The sequence below is a fragment of the Hoeflea sp. AS60 genome, from assembly GCF_038900115.1.
Lineage (GTDB): Bacteria > Pseudomonadota > Alphaproteobacteria > Rhizobiales > Rhizobiaceae > Hoeflea.
In genome coordinates, this window is record NZ_JBBMQP010000003.1 from 185,493 (window position 1) to 200,753 (window position 15,261).

Annotated in this window: 12 protein-coding genes; 4 read left to right on the forward strand and 8 right to left on the reverse strand. The window is 58.5% G+C overall.

The window, feature by feature from the left end; translation table 11 throughout:
* Positions 1 to 57: 57 nt before the first annotated feature.
* Both WNZ14_RS20020 and WNZ14_RS20025 read left to right on the forward strand, forming a co-directional pair.
* On the forward strand, positions 58 to 948 hold the full coding sequence (locus tag WNZ14_RS20020; protein ID WP_342870447.1) for a L,D-transpeptidase: 891 nt from the start codon (positions 58 to 60) through the stop codon (positions 946 to 948).
* Positions 949 to 952: 4 nt separating this feature from the next.
* Complete coding sequence (locus WNZ14_RS20025; protein ID WP_342870448.1) at positions 953 to 1,795, forward strand: extensin family protein; 843 nt, start codon at positions 953 to 955, stop codon at positions 1,793 to 1,795.
* 39 nt (positions 1,796 to 1,834) lie between these two features.
* Here the strand turns inward: WNZ14_RS20025 and WNZ14_RS20030 are convergent, their stop codons facing one another.
* From WNZ14_RS20030 to putA, 4 genes are all read right to left on the reverse strand, one after another.
* Positions 1,835 to 3,514: a formate--tetrahydrofolate ligase gene (locus WNZ14_RS20030; protein ID WP_342870449.1), complete on the reverse strand. Its 1,680-nt coding sequence runs from the start codon at positions 3,512 to 3,514 to the stop codon at positions 1,835 to 1,837.
* Positions 3,515 to 3,666: 152 nt separating this feature from the next.
* Positions 3,667 to 4,032, reverse strand: coding sequence for a hypothetical protein (locus tag WNZ14_RS20035; protein ID WP_342870450.1), 366 nt, complete (start codon positions 4,030 to 4,032; stop codon positions 3,667 to 3,669).
* 64 nt (positions 4,033 to 4,096) lie between these two features.
* Positions 4,097 to 5,026: a hypothetical protein gene (locus WNZ14_RS20040; protein ID WP_342870451.1), complete on the reverse strand. Its 930-nt coding sequence runs from the start codon at positions 5,024 to 5,026 to the stop codon at positions 4,097 to 4,099.
* Positions 5,027 to 5,166: 140 nt separating this feature from the next.
* Positions 5,167 to 8,280 carry a bifunctional proline dehydrogenase/L-glutamate gamma-semialdehyde dehydrogenase PutA gene (putA, locus tag WNZ14_RS20045; RefSeq protein WP_342870452.1) on the reverse strand — a complete coding sequence of 1,038 codons (3,114 nt, stop codon included), beginning with the start codon at positions 8,278 to 8,280 and terminating at the stop codon, positions 5,167 to 5,169.
* A 113-nt stretch (positions 8,281 to 8,393) separates the two neighbouring features.
* Here putA and WNZ14_RS20050 point away from each other — a divergent pair, with 113 nt between their 5' ends.
* Both WNZ14_RS20050 and WNZ14_RS20055 read left to right on the forward strand, forming a co-directional pair.
* On the forward strand, positions 8,394 to 8,855 hold the full coding sequence (locus WNZ14_RS20050; RefSeq protein ID WP_342870453.1) for an Lrp/AsnC ligand binding domain-containing protein: 462 nt from the start codon (positions 8,394 to 8,396) through the stop codon (positions 8,853 to 8,855).
* A gap of 143 nt (positions 8,856 to 8,998) precedes the next feature.
* Positions 8,999 to 9,712, forward strand: coding sequence for a LuxR C-terminal-related transcriptional regulator (locus tag WNZ14_RS20055; RefSeq protein WP_342870454.1), 714 nt, complete (start codon positions 8,999 to 9,001; stop codon positions 9,710 to 9,712).
* Between the two features lie 68 nt (positions 9,713 to 9,780).
* On the opposite strand, the gene WNZ14_RS20060 is transcribed toward WNZ14_RS20055, so the two are convergent.
* From WNZ14_RS20060 to WNZ14_RS20075, 4 genes are read right to left on the reverse strand one after another with little or no spacing between them, the layout of a single operon-like run.
* Positions 9,781 to 10,878: a DUF2333 family protein gene (locus tag WNZ14_RS20060; RefSeq protein ID WP_342870455.1), complete on the reverse strand. Its 1,098-nt coding sequence runs from the start codon at positions 10,876 to 10,878 to the stop codon at positions 9,781 to 9,783.
* Positions 10,871 to 12,172 (reverse strand): DUF6638 family protein, encoded by a 1,302-nt coding sequence (locus WNZ14_RS20065; protein ID WP_342870456.1) that lies wholly within the window; start codon positions 12,170 to 12,172, stop codon positions 10,871 to 10,873. Before WNZ14_RS20065 ends, WNZ14_RS20060 begins: the two co-directional genes overlap by 8 nt.
* The gene (locus tag WNZ14_RS20070; protein ID WP_342870457.1) at positions 12,169 to 14,085 is read right to left on the reverse strand and encodes an AAA family ATPase; all 1,917 of its coding nucleotides are present in this window, start codon (positions 14,083 to 14,085) and stop codon (positions 12,169 to 12,171) included. Before WNZ14_RS20070 ends, WNZ14_RS20065 begins: the two co-directional genes overlap by 4 nt.
* 4 nt (positions 14,086 to 14,089) lie before the next feature.
* A complete protein-coding gene (locus WNZ14_RS20075; RefSeq protein ID WP_342870458.1) occupies positions 14,090 to 15,235 on the reverse strand; it encodes a hypothetical protein in 1,146 nt (381 codons plus the stop codon).
* Positions 15,236 to 15,261 lie beyond the last annotated feature (26 nt).

A 15,261-nucleotide genomic window follows, 5' to 3' on the forward strand; every position in this document is an offset into this window, starting at 1 on the left:
GTTGTAGCCGCAACATTTGCCGCAGCGGTGACATTCAGCAAAGCAAACTCCGCTACAATGGATGCCGCGTCCATCAACTCCGCCACCTTCGTCGGCGAGCAATTGCCCGAAGGCCAGAGCCCGCTTGCAGTAAACCTTCAGATCCTGCTCGACAGGGCCGGAGCATCACCCGGCGTCATCGACGGCTATTCCGGCGATAACGTTGAAAAGGCGATCCGCGGCTTCGAACAGGTCAACAAGCTTCCCGTTGATGGCCTGATCGATCAAAAGCTCTGGGACGCTCTGCAGGCATTGGGTAGCGAAGTCATCGTATCCTACACCATCACAGAAGAAGACGATTCAGGTCTCTCGGCGGATCTGCCCAAGGATTATGCCGAGCTCGCCAAGCTCGACAAGATTGGCTTCACCAGCGTTCAGGAGAAGCTCGCCGAACGCTTTCACATGGATATGGATTTCCTGGCCGAGCTCAATCCCGGCGCAGCCTTCACTCCGGGCGAAACCATTTCCGTTGCCGATCCTGGCACGGATCAGCAGGCCGAGGTCACAAGTCTCGTCGCCGACAAATCGGAAGCCCGGCTTCTGGCCTATGATGCTTCGCAGACACTGATCGCGATTTATCCGGTCACCATCGGCAGCTCGAGCACTCCTTCCCCGACAGGCATCCACACCGTCAACGCCGTCGCCATCGATCCGACCTACAGCTACAACCCGAAGAACTTTGTACAAGGCGACAACAAGGAGCCGCTCACCCTGCCGCCAGGACCCAACGGCCCCGTTGGCAATGTCTGGATCGACCTGTCCGAGCCAACCTACGGCATTCACGGAACACCCGAGCCTTCAAAGATCGACAAGGCGAGCAGCCACGGTTGCGTGCGCATGACCAACTGGGATGCCATGGAGCTGGCCCACATGGTCTCCGAAGGCGTCACCGTAGAGTTCAGGGACTGATTGAATGCGCCGGTTGCTTGCACTGCCCGTTCTGATGATTGTCTTCATGGGCGTCGAATTGCCCGAAAAAGGGCCAGTTCCTGTCGAAGACCCTCGTCCACAGCCATCGCTCGAGAAAAGCGCTCCGGTTCCCGAAGCGAAGCCAGATACGGAAACAACGAAGCCTGAGCCTAAAGCTGGCACTCCTGCAAAGCCAGAAACGGAACCGAAAGAGCCGGCATCTTCAGAGCCTGAAACCGATAAGGCGCAAGAGCCTGCTCCACTGCCGGGTATCACCGCTCCGAAAGCAGATGAAGCAGCGCTTGTCCAATGCGAAGCAGAACTGCGAAAACTGGGTTCAGTCTTCAAGCGGGAAGAGCCGTTGCGCGGCGAAAACGGCTGCGGCATAGAGGCGCCCTACAGCATTGATCAGATTGTCAAAGGCGTCACGCTGTCACCCGCTTCGCAATTGCGCTGTGAGACAGCCCTCGAGCTCGCCCGCTGGACTGACTCAGTGGTAGTCCCGGCCGCTGAAGCCATGCCCGACAGGATCACCCTCACCCAGATCAATCACGGCTCCACCTATGTCTGCCGCCGCCGCAACAGCGCCTCGGCGGGGAAGATGTCCGAGCACGCGATCGGCAATGCCGTCGATATCATGAGTTTCGAATTCAAGGGGCATGATCCAATTCTGGTCTCGCCGCGCGCCGGCGATGGAACCGTGGAGGAAGCCTTCCAGCGCGCCGTGCGCGGCGGCGCCTGTCTGCACTTCACCACCGTTCTCGGCCCTGGCACCAATGCCAGCCACTCAAATCATCTCCATCTCGACGTCATCAAGCGCAAACGCGGCTACCGGCTCTGCGAGTGAAGGCAAGCCGCCTGTACGCCAGGTATGTAGCAGCACAGATCAGAACAGTCCTTCTATCTGGCCAGCCTGGTTGAGATAGATCTTTTCCGAAGACGGGGTTCTGGGCAGGCCCGGCATGGTCATGATCTCGCCGGTGATGACGACCACAAAGCCCGCTCCCGCAGACAGCCGTACTTCGCGTACTGAGACTATGTGATCCGACGGCGCACCGCGCAAATTGGGATCTGTCGAGAATGAATACTGGGTCTTGGCCATGCAGATCGGCAGCTTGCCATAGCCCTGCGCTTCCCACTGCCGGAGCTGTTCCCGCACCGATTTATCGGCAACCACCTCACCTGCGTGATAGATCGACTTGGCGATTGTTTCGATCTTGCCAATCAGCGGCATCTCGTCGGGATAGAGCGGCGCGAATTGCGCGCTTCCCGATTCAGCCAGCTCGACCACCTTGTGGGCGAGATCCTCGATCCCTGCCGAGCCCTGCGCCCAGTGCCTGCACAAGATGGCCTCAACGCCGAGTGTGGCGACATAATCCTTCACCGCCTGGATTTCAGCCTCGGTGTCGGCGACAAAATGGTTGATCGCGACCACCACCGGAACACCAAATTTCTTCACGTTCTCGACATGCCGGCCAAGATTGGTGCAGCCATCTTTGACAGCGTCGACACTCTCGGTTCCAAGATCATCCTTCTTGACGCCGCCGTTCATCTTCATCGCGCGCACTGTGGCGACGATCACCGCTGCATCAGGTTTCAGGCCGGCCTTGCGGCACTTGATATCAAAGAATTTTTCCGCACCCAGATCGGCCCCGAAGCCTGCTTCCGTGACCACGAAATCGACAAGCTTAAGAGCCGTCGTCGTCGCCACCACCGAGTTGCAGCCATGCGCAATGTTGGCGAACGGGCCGCCATGCACAAAGGCCGGATTGTTTTCCAGCGTCTGCACCAGATTGGGCTGCATCGCCTCCTTGAGCAGCACCGTCATTGCACCATCGGCCTTGATGTCGCGGCAGTAGATAGGCGTCTTGTCACGGCGATAGGCCACTACGATGGAACCAAGCCGCTGCTGCAGATCCTCGAGATCCTTGGCAAGACAGAGGATCGCCATGACTTCCGATGCCACGGTGATGTCGAACCCGGTCTGGCGCGGAAAGCCGTTGGCGACGCCACCGAGATTGACCACGATGTCGCGCAGCGCCCGGTCGTTCATGTCCATCACCCGGCGCCAGACAATGCGGCGCGCGTCGATTTCCAGCTCATTGCCCCAGTAGATGTGGTTGTCGATCATCGCCGAGAGCAGATTGTGGGCGCTGGTGATGGCGTGAAAATCGCCGGTGAAATGCAGGTTCATCTCTTCCATCGGCACAACTTGCGCCATGCCGCCGCCGGCTGCACCGCCCTTCATTCCGAAGTTCGGCCCGAGCGAAGCTTCGCGGATGCAGATCATCGCCTTCTTGCCGATGCGGTTGAGCCCGTCGCCCAATCCCACCGTCGTGGTGGTCTTGCCCTCGCCCGCAGGTGTCGGGTTGATTGCGGTCACGAGGATAAGCTTGCCATTGGGCTTGTCCTTCTGCCGGGCGATGAAATCGGCAGAAATCTTGGCCTTGTCGTGGCCGTAGGGAACCAGATCCTCAAGCGGGATGCCGAGCTTCTCGCCAATCTGCTGGATGGGTTTCTTCGTTGCCGCGCGGGCTATCTCGATATCGGATTTGAACTCAGCCATGATTTTGGTTCCTCTGCCCAATCAGTCCCGCCTCCCCGCGCGACCTTAGGCCACGAATAGAAACGGAATGCCAAACCTATGCCGGTATGAAAGCGGACGCGCAATACGCCAATTGCGACACGCGCGGCAAAGCAGCCCCATGCCGAAATCGCCTACTCCAGGTGAACCATGAGTGCGTAGACTTCGCTCCCGCCCATTGTTCGCGCAGAATGCCCCTTGCCTGTGGTGTCTTCCATCAGGATCACGTCGCCCGGACGCAGATCCATCAGGGCGCCATCGCTGGCTTGTCCCTGAAACTCGCCGGACAGCATGACAAAGAGTTGCCGTCGCGGCGCCGGATGCAAGCCACTGTCCCAACCTTGAGGAAAATGCACCGTGATGAAGCGCTTGGCATCGGTCGGATCCGACACGCCGAATGCCGGTGCAGGCGGAGCATATTCCGCCATGTTGAACTTCGCCTGCAATTCTTCGACATGGCTTTCGCCATCGTCACCGGCATAAAGCCGCAGATACTTCATGGAATTTCCCCTCCCGTAGCCAAAGCCGCGATCAGCGCGGCACAACGCGTCCACTCAATGCTTATTAGCGCACCAGGCAATTTTCCGGCCGGCGGCTGCTCTTGCAAATCCGATGGCCAACGAGGGATTCGATCTCGTTGATCTCGGTAACCACACCGAGGCTCTTCAGCTCCTCCAAGCTCAGATATCTGATGTCCTCAGGAGGCGTTGACAGCATCAGATCAATCAAAGCTGGCTTTACATCCATAGCGGACAGATATTCGGTCAACTCGCTGCGAAGGGAGTCTCGCAATTCTGTTGATCTTACCGTCCCGATTTTTTTCCGCTCCACCAGCTCCCTTTTGGTGACAACCTCGCCACTGCTGAGCGTTTTCTTGTAAACCTTGTATCTGCTCCGGAATTTTTCCCGGGTTGTCACAATCTGATGAACACCCACTCGGGCAAATGGACTTGCAATGCGACGGACGCCACCACCAAGCAATATGGGACAGGCTGAATTGCACACGCCGAACGTGGCATTGCCGTATCCGTAAAAGGTGCCGTCTTCGAAATCAGGCTCACATTTATCGTCCCAGGGCTCGCAGCGCGGATAATCCGTCCGCGCAACTTCGACCGTCATTTTACGATCACGGATCAAACGGCCCATTGTCATCGCGACGTCCACTCTGCCGCCGTACGAATTGACCAGCAATGGAAGCTTCCGCTCGCCTAGCGTCTTGAGAATGGTCTCGAACGCCTTTGCGGTCTTGTCCGTAATGTCGCCATCGGCCGCTATCCACTCCGGGCAATCCGGCTCACAGGCCGTATTGCTCGTCCGGACAATGGAAAACACCATTTCCCGGGACGGCACTTTCTCCGGCGCTTCCTCCGCCGCTGCGGCTGAAAAGGCGGCAGCGAACAAGGTGAACCCGATTGCGGCCAAGGCAACCGCCAGAACAGGTTTCATTCTGGACTGTGGAATCAGGGAGAAAACAGGGATCACACGTGCCGCCATACTCACTCATTCTGCTGCCGAAACATGAATGCATGGCATGGGTTGCAGACTAGACCGAGAGGCTATCAATCAAGGGCAGTGCTTACAAGGCGCTGCTCTCGATTGACGCTGGTGGCCCCTCGATCTGAAAATGCCGTGGTTTAGCCGTCTCCCATTGCAATCAGCCCGGCATTGCCGCCGGCAGCCGCGGTGTTGACCGAAACCGCCTGTTCGACGGCAAAGCGCATCAGGTAGTGCGGGCCGCCGGCCTTGAAGCCGGTACCTGAGAGGCCCGAGCCACCAAACGGCTGGGTGCCGACCACCGCGCCGATGATGTTGCGGTTGACGTAGACATTGCCGGTATCGAGCCGATCGATGACCTTGCGCACCGTCGCTTCAATACGCGAGTGAATACCCAGTGTCAGGCCAAAGCCGGTGGCGTCGATGGCGTCCAGCACCGCGTCGAACTTCTTGGCCTTGTAGCGAACCACATGCAGCACCGGACCGAAGATTTCGCGGTCAAGCGCGGCGGCGTCCTTCAGTTCGACAATATGCGGAGCAAAGAACAGCCCCTCTTTCGGGGCGTCACCTGCATAGACCAGCTTCTGGGTCTTTGAGATCGTCGAAATATGGGCGGCCAGCATGTCGCGCTGCGCCTCGTCGATCACCGGTCCGATGTCGGTCGATGCCTTCGACGGATCACCCAGCTTGAGCTCGCGTGCCGCCCCCTCGATCATCTCGAGCATGTGGTCGGCAACATCTTCCTGCACGAACAAAAGCCTCAGCGCCGAGCAGCGCTGCCCTGCAGACCTGAACGCCGACATAACAACATCATCGGCCACCTGTTCGGCCAAGGCCGTCGCATCAACGATCATGGCGTTGAGGCCGCCGGTTTCCGCGATGAACGGCACGATCGGCCCGTCCTTGGCAGCGAGCGTCCGGTTGATGGCGCGCGCGGTCTCGGTCGAGCCGGTAAAGGCCACGCCGCCGATCTTCGGATGCGAGGTCAGAGCCGCGCCCACATCGCCTTCGCCGGGGAGACACAGAAGCACGTCCTTGGGCACACCCGCCTGGTGCAAGAGCTGGATCGCCTCATGTGCAATCAGCGATGTCTGTTCTGCAGGCTTTGCGATCACCGCATTGCCGGCTGCCAACCCTGCCGAGACCTGACCGAGAAAGATTGCCAGCGGAAAATTCCACGGCGAAATGCACACGAACACGCCGCGCCCACGCCAGCCAAGGCGATTGTCCTCACCCGTCGGGCCGGGCATCGGCTGCATTTTCGCAAACATCTCACGCGAGCGGACAGCGTAATAGCGCAGGAAATCCACAGCCTCACGGATTTCGGCTATGCCGTCATCGAGCGTCTTGCCCGCTTCGACGGAGAGCAGCGCCATGAACCGGTCACGCCGCTCTTCGATCAGGTCAGCGGCCCGGTCGAGTGCCGCCGCACGAAGGCCTGGATCGGTGCGTGACCACGATTTGAAGCCCTGAGAAGCGATACCCACCGCCTTGTCGACATCCTTGGGATCGGTAAACCGCACCGTACCTGCGACGATCGAAGCATCAAATGGCGAGCGAACCTCCTGCGCTTCACCGCCTTTGAGGCCCGGTGCAAGCGGTCCAGCTTCGACAGCCGCGGACGACCGTTTCATGCCTTCGAGCAGGGACGCGAGTTGAAAGCGGTCGCCGAATTCGACACCACGCGAATTGGGCCGATCCGGGTAGATCGCCACCGGCAGCGGAATCTGGCTGTTGCGCGACGATTGCCCTCTGGAAAGGCCAAGCTTGGCGTCCGGACGTTCCAGCATCGTGGCGATCGGCACGTTCTTGTCACCAGCCACCGCCACGAATGACGAGTTGGCGCCATTCTCAAGCAACCGGCGCACGAGATAGGCCAGAAGGTCGCGATAGCCGCCAACCGGGGCATAGATCCGGCACGGCACGCGGTCATTGCTCTTGCTCAGGCTGTCATAGACAACTTCGCCCATGCCATGCAGACGCTGGAACTCAAAGCCGCTGCGGTCCTCGGCCATCTCGATAATGGTGGCGACAGTCAGGGCATTGTGCGTGGCAAATTGCGGATAGATGACATCGCGCAGGTCGAGCAACTGGCGCGAACAGGCGAGATAGGACAGATCGGTCGCAGCCTTGCGGGTGTAGACAGCGTAGCCTTCAAGCCCGCGCTCCTGCGCACGCTTGATCTCGGTGTCCCAATAGGCCCCCTTGACGAGGCGCACCATCATCCGGCGGCCATGCTTGCGGCACAGACCGGCAATGTGGTCGATCACTTCCGGCGCCCGTTTCTGGTAGGCCTGAATGGCGAGGCCAAAGCCGTCCCAGCCTGCCAGTGACGGGTCGGCAAACGCCCGGTCGATGACATCAAGCGAGAGTTCCAGCCGGTCGACCTCTTCGGCATCGACGGTGAAATTGAGCTCATGCGCCTTGGCCATCTGCGCAAGCTTGATCAGGTCCGGAACCAGTTCTTCAAGCACTTGCTCACGATGGGTTGCCAGATAGCGGGGATGCAGCGCCGAAAGCTTAACCGAGATGCCCGGGCGATCCGGCAGCTTGCGTCCGGCTGACACCTTATCGGCCGATTTTCCGATCGCCGCGATGGCATCGGCATAGGATTTGAAATAGCGCTTTGCATCAGCGTGGGTGCGGGCCCCTTCACCGAGCATGTCGTAGGAATGCCGGAAGCCACGGGACTCGTTTTTCACAGCGCGATTAAGTGCTTCGCCGATGGTTTCACCGAGCACGAAATGATGCCCGAGAAACCGCATAGCCTGTTTGGTTGCGGTCCTGACTGTGGGCATGCCCATCCGCTTGACCAGACCGCGCATCACCCCTTCAGGCGTCTCGCCAGGCTTGATCACACGTGCCGACATCCCCAGCGCCCAGGCGGAAGCCGAGACAAACCATGTGTCGCCATGGGTCTCATGATCGCTCCAGCCACCTTCCTTGAGCTTGTCTTCAATCAGCCGGTCCTGGGTAAGGGCATCAGGCACCCTGAGCAGCGCCTCGGCGAGCACCATCAATGCGAGACCTTCACGCGTCGACAGCCCGTATTCGCGCAGAAAGTCCTCGACACCGCCCATCTGGCCCGAGTCGGACCGGATAGCCTGGATGAGCTTTGTCGCGCGGGTATCGATCGCCCGTTCCTGCGCGCTGCTGAATGTGAGACGCTCGCTGAATTGGCGGATCAGGCGATCATCGTCCGGAGCATGTGGGGCATGGAAAGAAGTCAGAACTGGCGTGGCAGTGGCGGTCATGGCAATCTCCCGGTGATTGACACATCATAACTCTTGAAGAGCCGCATTTCTCGCTATATTTTAGTCTCAAGATGAGATGTTTCACTATAAAATTGCGAAACAGGGGTGATTGATTGAAGGAAATTGACCGCATAGACCGAAAGATCCTTCGCGCCATGCAGGACGATGGCCGGCTCACCAATCTGGAACTGGCAGACAAGATCAGCCTGTCACCCACTGCCACTGCGGAACGCCTCAAACGGCTGAACCGCGACGGCTACATCCAGGGCTACACTGCAAAGCTGTCACCTGAGAAACTTGACCGCGGCATGTTGGTCTTCGTCGAAGTCAAACTTGACCGCACCACACCGGACGTGTTTGACGCATTTTCCCTTGCCGTTCGCAAATCGGATGATGTGATGGAATGCCATATGGTCGCCGGCGGCTTTGATTATCTGGTCAAGGCACGTGTCAAAGGTATGGAGGCTTACCGTGCCTTTCTCTCAGATGTCATACTCTCTCTGCCCGGTGTGCGCGAAACGCATACATATCCGGTCATGGAGGAAGTCAAGAACACCGGGAAACTGCCAGTCTGATTGCTTAATTACTTTGATGGGCCTAGTATTACCCAAAGAAAGATATTTACACCACACATGCCATCAAAAAATCGAAACATCTGCAACAAAACAACCAACATTACGGATGGCTTGATTTCCATTGCCGTGCCAGAGCGTAGCTAATGCCAAACCAGAGCGCGCTTTTAGACAATCTGGAAAAAATCCGGACGGAAACAGATCTGCTCGAGTTTTTGCGCCGTCTTTCCAGGTATTTCGATTTCACCGGATTCATGCTGCTCAACATTCCCTCGGAAGCTGATCAAAGCCTTGAAGCAATTGTTCACCTGTCAGATTTACCGGAAGGCATGATTGCATCCTATGACAGACTGGGGCTGCTCAAAAACTCTCTGGTCTTTCAAACCTTGCGGCGCTCGACCATCCCGATGACGCTGAACATGCAGACCGCGCATGATGCTCGACCTTCCGAGGAAGCCCAGTCAGCCGCCCGGCTGTTTGAAAATTACAGCATAGCGACGGCCGCATTTTTCCCCGTGCATACACCTGGTGGTTCCAGGGCCGCTTTCGGGTTTCTGGGAAGCCGCTCTCAATTGACGCGCGCAGAACTTGGCGAGCTGGCTATTTTCGCCTCACACGCCTTCAACATCTATTCCAGCTTGAAGCAAAGCGATCAGGTCAAAGAAGACCCGTTGACCAAACGCGAACTCGAAGCCCTGCACTGGGCCGCCAATGGCAAGACATCAGGCGAAATAGCGTCGATCATTTCACTGTCCGAGCACACCGTGAACACCTACATGAACAACGCCATGCGCAAGCTCGACTGTGTCAACAGAACCCAGCTCGTAGCCAAGGCGCTGCGACTACGTCTCATTTACTAGGCTTTTCCTGCTCAATCTGACGGAATTGCAGACAATAGCGGCAATTCCGTCAGTGCGTTCAAAGACCCTCAGCGATCCAGAATGGCGCGCAGTTCGACGAGGTTCGAGCGGAACCGCAGCACGTAAAAGCCCATGGTTGCAAGATGCGTCGGCATGATCCATCCGCTTTCATTGCCATTCGAGATGATGAACGGCTGGATTTTCAGCGCCGACGACAACTGCACGTCCATGTCATCCCACAGTTGGCCAAGATTGCGTTGTGCGACCACATCGCGGAAGTCTTCGCGGGTTGCCTTCAGGATCCCGTAATAGCCATAGAGCTGGCCGTAGGAAAACCAGAACCTGTCGTCTGCGCGGGTATCAAACCAGCCGGAATTGAAGTTCTCCGACCGGTCACGCAGGATCGCCGAAGTCGATCCGACGTCGGATGCAATCCTGTCGAGGAACTGAACCAGGTTGTCGGTGCGGGCATCGTAGGTTGCCTCGCATTTGCTCAGACGGGTGTTGAATGCCTGCAGGTTCGTGATTGCCGAGCGGTAGAATGACGGCGTCGGTGTCTTTGGACCAAACGGGCTGATGCCGAAGTACCAAGTGTATTCATCAAACTGCATCGCGCCGCGCGCATCCTGCAGGTCGCCGTCGACCTGGCTGGTGCCACGAACGCGTCCGAGCGTGTCGACAAACTCGACAGTCGTGCGCCGTATTGCCTGGTTTACGCCGCGCTGAAACGCGGCCTTGTTGTCAAAGAACGGCGTATGATCCCACTCCACGCCAAACAGGCCGGCCTTGTAGAGGATCATCGACGAGGTCCAGGCATTCTCGTTGACGTTGAAGTCAATCAGGTCCGAAGTCACCGACACCATCGCCGAGGGCGCACAGGAGCCATCGGCCTGCTTGGTTCCAGGCGTCAGTGCCAGCGTTTCGCGCTTGGAAGGATAGTCAGGATCGAACCCGCTCCAGACCTGCGTCTGCCAGAAAAAATAGCCGTAAAGCCCGACAAAGACGATGATGATGCCGCCAACGATCGCCTTGAGCAGGAAGCCGCGGCGACGGTACCAGCCTGCCATGGTCACAAATGGCCAGAGGATAAAGGAAATCAACATACCGATACCACGGCCAATGGCGTTGAAGATCCGTTCGAAGAATTCAATCACCGGGTCAAGCATCGTCTTGGTATCCTTCCAGTCCGTAAAGCCGCGACCTGAGCGCTGCCTTGTTATTCAGATAGGTTGTCCCGAGCACGTCCACAACATGGGCGCGGTAGCTTTCGGAATAGCCTTCATAAGCTTCGTAAAAGCCCTGCTTGTCAAAGACGAAGCGGCTGACAAAGTCAAACGGCGCCAATCGTGCCAGAAGCCGGTTGACGAGCCACTGGTCCGGATGCCCGGCAACGGCGCGGCAAAGCATGAGCCGCCGGTCGGCGCGCACTTCCCGCATCTTGACCTGCCCGGTGGACGTGATCTCACGCATCATTTCCTGCAGGAATGGATAAATCCCGTCCTCGGCAATCAGCGCTGAATTGCGGTGCATCCATGTCTGCAGCCAGATCCGGTCGGTTCCCGCCAGATCAACTGCAGGATCAGCCCGGCGAATGAGATCATCCACCGCCATCTCCGCCCGGTGAGCGAAAAAACCTGATGGTTCGACCCAGGATGCGCGTGGCAACTGCAGCCTTTCGGATTTGGACAGATAGTCGAAGATATGCGCGTGGTCAGCGATATCGATATAGCTCACCTCCCAGGGGCGCGACCGCCGGAACCCCGGCGCATGGCTGTCGCAGATCACCGTTGTGGTCCGGTCATCGCGGAAGATGAACACGCCGCCAAAATGATTGGCCCAATAGGAGGTATGCGGGAACACAAGCTTGTCGGGCACCAGCGCGTTCTGCCTTATGTCACCGGTCTCCCGTGCAAGCTCGACCATACGGTTGAGCATGACATCATCCCGCCAGCCGTCCCCGGGTGACTTGAGCCGATCAACCAGCGCACGCAATTCCGTGGCCTTTCCCAGCATGTTTTCAGCCGACATCACCCGGAACCGGACTTCATTGATCGACAGCAGGTCCTCGACCCCGGTCACCTCATCAACGGGTTCTTCAATCTCGCCGAACAACGCATCCTTGATCGTCACCGCATGAACGGCACGACGATTGCCGTCAAAGAACTCATGCATCAGCCCGGCGGTGTTGGAAAACTGGGTGTGGACCACCGGCAGGTTTTCCTGCTCCGGCGTCAGGACAACAAAGCGGCGGTTGACGCCGTTGGGATCAAGATACTGGATATCGCCAAGCTCCTCGGCAATTTCCGGCGAGAAGCCGGTCATGTCTATCCGGAACTGGCCGAGCTTTGTCTCCGGCAGTCCGAACGCTCTGAGCGCCTTGTTGTAGCGCTCGATCAGATGCGGCTCCGCAACAGGAAGCAGGCGACCGTAGATCAGTTCGTTTTCGACCAGACGCTTCATTGCTGCCAGCGCCCGTCCCGCTTCATGCTTTCGATTTCGCGGATCGCACGTTCGCGCTGCCGCTCGCGCCTTATGATGTCATCAACGGCAGTCGCATCCGAGCGGTCTGTGTAGCGGAATTCGGAGTCTGCGTAGCGGTTGATCTCCTGCAGCACCATCTCGATTGTGAAGGGCTTGCGAAGCTCGGAGATCATCGCGATCTTGTCATCGTAAGGCTTGTGCATGAAGGCTTCAGCCGTCTCGAACCATTCATCCGGCAGATCTATGTCCATCGCCCGCATCTTGATCGCGTCGGTGATGTTCTTGATCGCCCGACCGGTAAAGCGCGGCTCGGCCAGCTTGATCTGGTGCAGATAGGCGCCGATATCGGCGATGGACTTGACCTTGCCGTGCTCGCTCTCGAACCTCTCCCAGACAGACAGCAGCCCCTCTTCCTGCGGCCGGTCATGGCCGTCATAGGATCGCTCCACAGCCTTCTTGATTTCCTGGCTGGCAAACAGCGCATGCGATCCGAGAGGGATCGAATGGTTCTTGCCCGCAAGCAGCGCGAAGATGTCGATGTAGTCATCAAGCGATTGCGGCCCGTCAACCAGCCAGCGCGCGCCGGCGCGTTGTCTCAGCGCATCGTCGACATTCTCCGGATAGTTGGAGAACATGCCGAAGCTGCAGTTTCCCCGCACCACGGTGGAGGCGCCGGCAAAACTCTCCATCAAAACTGCGGTGACTTCCTGCTGGCCCGCCGACGCCTTGTCATCGGAGCGTTTGGCAGCAACCTGGTCGATATCGTCGATGGTGCCGAAACCGATGGCGCGCGGGTTGAGCACATTGTCGACGAAGGTCTTGCAGTTCTGGCCCGACTTGCCCTGATAGGACGAGATCTGGTCGACACCGAAATTCTCGTAGTGAAACGGATAGCCTGCGACCTCGCAGTAATCATTGATCATGCCTGCCAGCATCTGGATCAGGATGGTCTTACCGGTGCCCGGCGCACCATCGCCCATGAAGGTGAACAGGAAACCGCCCAATTCGACGAAGGGATTGAGCTGGCGGTCAAAATCATAGGCCATGACCATGCGCGACAAACGCATCGCCTGGTGCTTGGCCAAATGGTTGCCGATGATCTCGTTGGGCTTCTTGAAGCTCATCACCAGCGGCTTGCGGCGCTGCCCCGGGGCCACGTCGAAGCCGTCGAGGGTGAAGTTGTCGCTCTCAAGCCGAAGATGCGATTGGGCGAAATTGCCCAGCGCGTCAAACCGGTTGCGCCTGCTGATAAGGCCTTCGATGGCTACCCGCGCCAGCGCCCGCGCCCGCGAGGTCATTGCGGTCTCGTCAGGTGCGCCCGATATCGCCTCGTCAAGCGCTGCCACAATCGATTTCAGCGCGTCCTGCGGTGTGTCGAACTGGAAATCAGGTTCTTCGGTGTCGTTGGCCGGTTCGCTTTCGCCATCAATGGTCTGCAGCACAAAGGCCGCGAGCGTGAAAGCAGCGACATAGGCTGACGCCGACAGCAACCGCTTGAACCGCTCCGCCTCCTCGCCCTGCAGGGGCGCACCGGCGTTGCGTGATTGCAGGCTTTCGAGATCGGTCTGCTCGGCAAACATTTCCGCCACGGCGAGCGCCACCGAGATCCCCCGCCGGGTGCGGTACAGCAGCGTATGCTGCGGGATCGACAGCATCTGGTCATTGGCGCGCACAGACTGGATTGTCTTGCCGAGTTCAATCTCGCGGGTCCGTCGCATGCCGCTGGTCGAGACCGTGGAGACGAAGCGGCGGTTGGTACCGGCGATCGGCGTCGAAGATGCGTCGTCCTGCTTGCTGAGCACGACCACTCGGGTCACCATCGACTGCGCTACCGCCTGATGGCGAGCGATGTCTTCCTCGGAAATTGTCGTCAGCCCCGTTGTCTGGCTCATGATCTCATACCTCGCTGATGACCTGGTTGCCCGAAATCACATGCACGGTGAAGCCCGAGAAAATGCTCTCCGCTTCGCCCGAAGCATAAAGCGCCTGATAGGCTTCATGCGGCACAAGCGCATGTTTCTGGTAAGCACTCACGCCCTGCCGGGTCGCCTCCAGATCATCGGTCTCGATGTGATACTCATCCCGCGCCGGCGCCGAACTCCACAGCCCGTGCTTGGCCGGACGCTCGGTCTTGGAAAACACTTCCTGCATGGTCCAGGTCAGAAGCCATGCATTCTCGTCCTTGCGCACTTTCGACAGGATGTTCGAGATCCGGTCTGAGTTGTCGGTTACACCCGCCGAGTAGAATGGCCCGAGCACGAAACGGCGCAACTGCTTGGGATGCAGAAACTCGAAATCCGCATCCAGGTTCTGCGCAATCGTGACCGGCGAAAGCGAATAGGCGCCGTTCTTTTCGGCTGAAGCATCAAAGGCACGCGCAAACTCGGGATTGAGCAGCCCGCCGACCGGCAGCTGTATCTCGACATCAGGGTTGAGCTTGCCATCCCTGGTCACCAGCATCTTTGCGATGGAGTCGCTCGAATCCTCGATCGTCGCCATGTAGACCATCGGCAGGGTCTGGCTGCCGTCGAACACGCCCCAATGCACGACATAGAAAGGCCGCCCGTTTTTCGGATTGACCGAAACCCGAATTGTCTCGGGCAGGATGAAGGGCGCGAACACCGCGTCCTTGCCGATTTCCTCCAGATAGAGCCGTTCGGCGACCTGCTCCTGCAGCGTGCCGGGAAACGCCTTGTGGCGAAGGATGAAGTCGGCCATTTCCGCTTTGAGCGTGTCGACATCCGGGATTGCCGCCAGCCGTTCTTCGGCCGTTGCGCGGTCGTTTTCCAGCGTCAACACGTTCTGGTAGGTCGGAAAACCGCTGTCGGCCCGGCTGATGCGAAACCGCTCGATAAAGCCGACCCGGTTTTCCCAAGCCGAGAATGTTGCTTCCAGGCGGTCGACATAAGGAATGATCACCTGGCCAACCAGGCCATGCGCGTAGAGCGGCGACTTGTCGTCAGCAAGATAGACCCGCAGGCCTTTGAGCGCCGCATGCATCGATCTGAAATAGGCGCCAGCTGCGCCGGTGTCAGCCCGCATGGCCGGCCTCCGGTATCATCACAGCG

Coding starts and splice junctions, on each gene's coding strand:
- WNZ14_RS20020 (WP_342870447.1), top strand. CDS start 58: ATGGATGCCGCGTCCATCAACTCCGCCACCTTCGTCGGCGAGCAATTG.
- WNZ14_RS20025 (WP_342870448.1), top strand. CDS start 953: ATGCGCCGGTTGCTTGCACTGCCCGTTCTGATGATTGTCTTCATGGGC.
- WNZ14_RS20030 (WP_342870449.1), bottom strand. CDS start 3,514: ATGGCTGAGTTCAAATCCGATATCGAGATAGCCCGCGCGGCAACGAAG.
- WNZ14_RS20035 (WP_342870450.1), bottom strand. CDS start 4,032: ATGAAGTATCTGCGGCTTTATGCCGGTGACGATGGCGAAAGCCATGTC.
- WNZ14_RS20040 (WP_342870451.1), bottom strand. CDS start 5,026: ATGGCGGCACGTGTGATCCCTGTTTTCTCCCTGATTCCACAGTCCAGA.
- putA (WP_342870452.1), bottom strand. CDS start 8,280: ATGACCGCCACTGCCACGCCAGTTCTGACTTCTTTCCATGCCCCACAT.
- WNZ14_RS20055 (WP_342870454.1), top strand. CDS start 8,999: ATGCCAAACCAGAGCGCGCTTTTAGACAATCTGGAAAAAATCCGGACG.
- WNZ14_RS20060 (WP_342870455.1), bottom strand. CDS start 10,878: ATGCTTGACCCGGTGATTGAATTCTTCGAACGGATCTTCAACGCCATT.
- WNZ14_RS20065 (WP_342870456.1), bottom strand. CDS start 12,172: ATGAAGCGTCTGGTCGAAAACGAACTGATCTACGGTCGCCTGCTTCCT.
- WNZ14_RS20070 (WP_342870457.1), bottom strand. CDS start 14,085: ATGAGCCAGACAACGGGGCTGACGACAATTTCCGAGGAAGACATCGCT.
- WNZ14_RS20075 (WP_342870458.1), bottom strand. CDS start 15,235: ATGCGGGCTGACACCGGCGCAGCTGGCGCCTATTTCAGATCGATGCAT.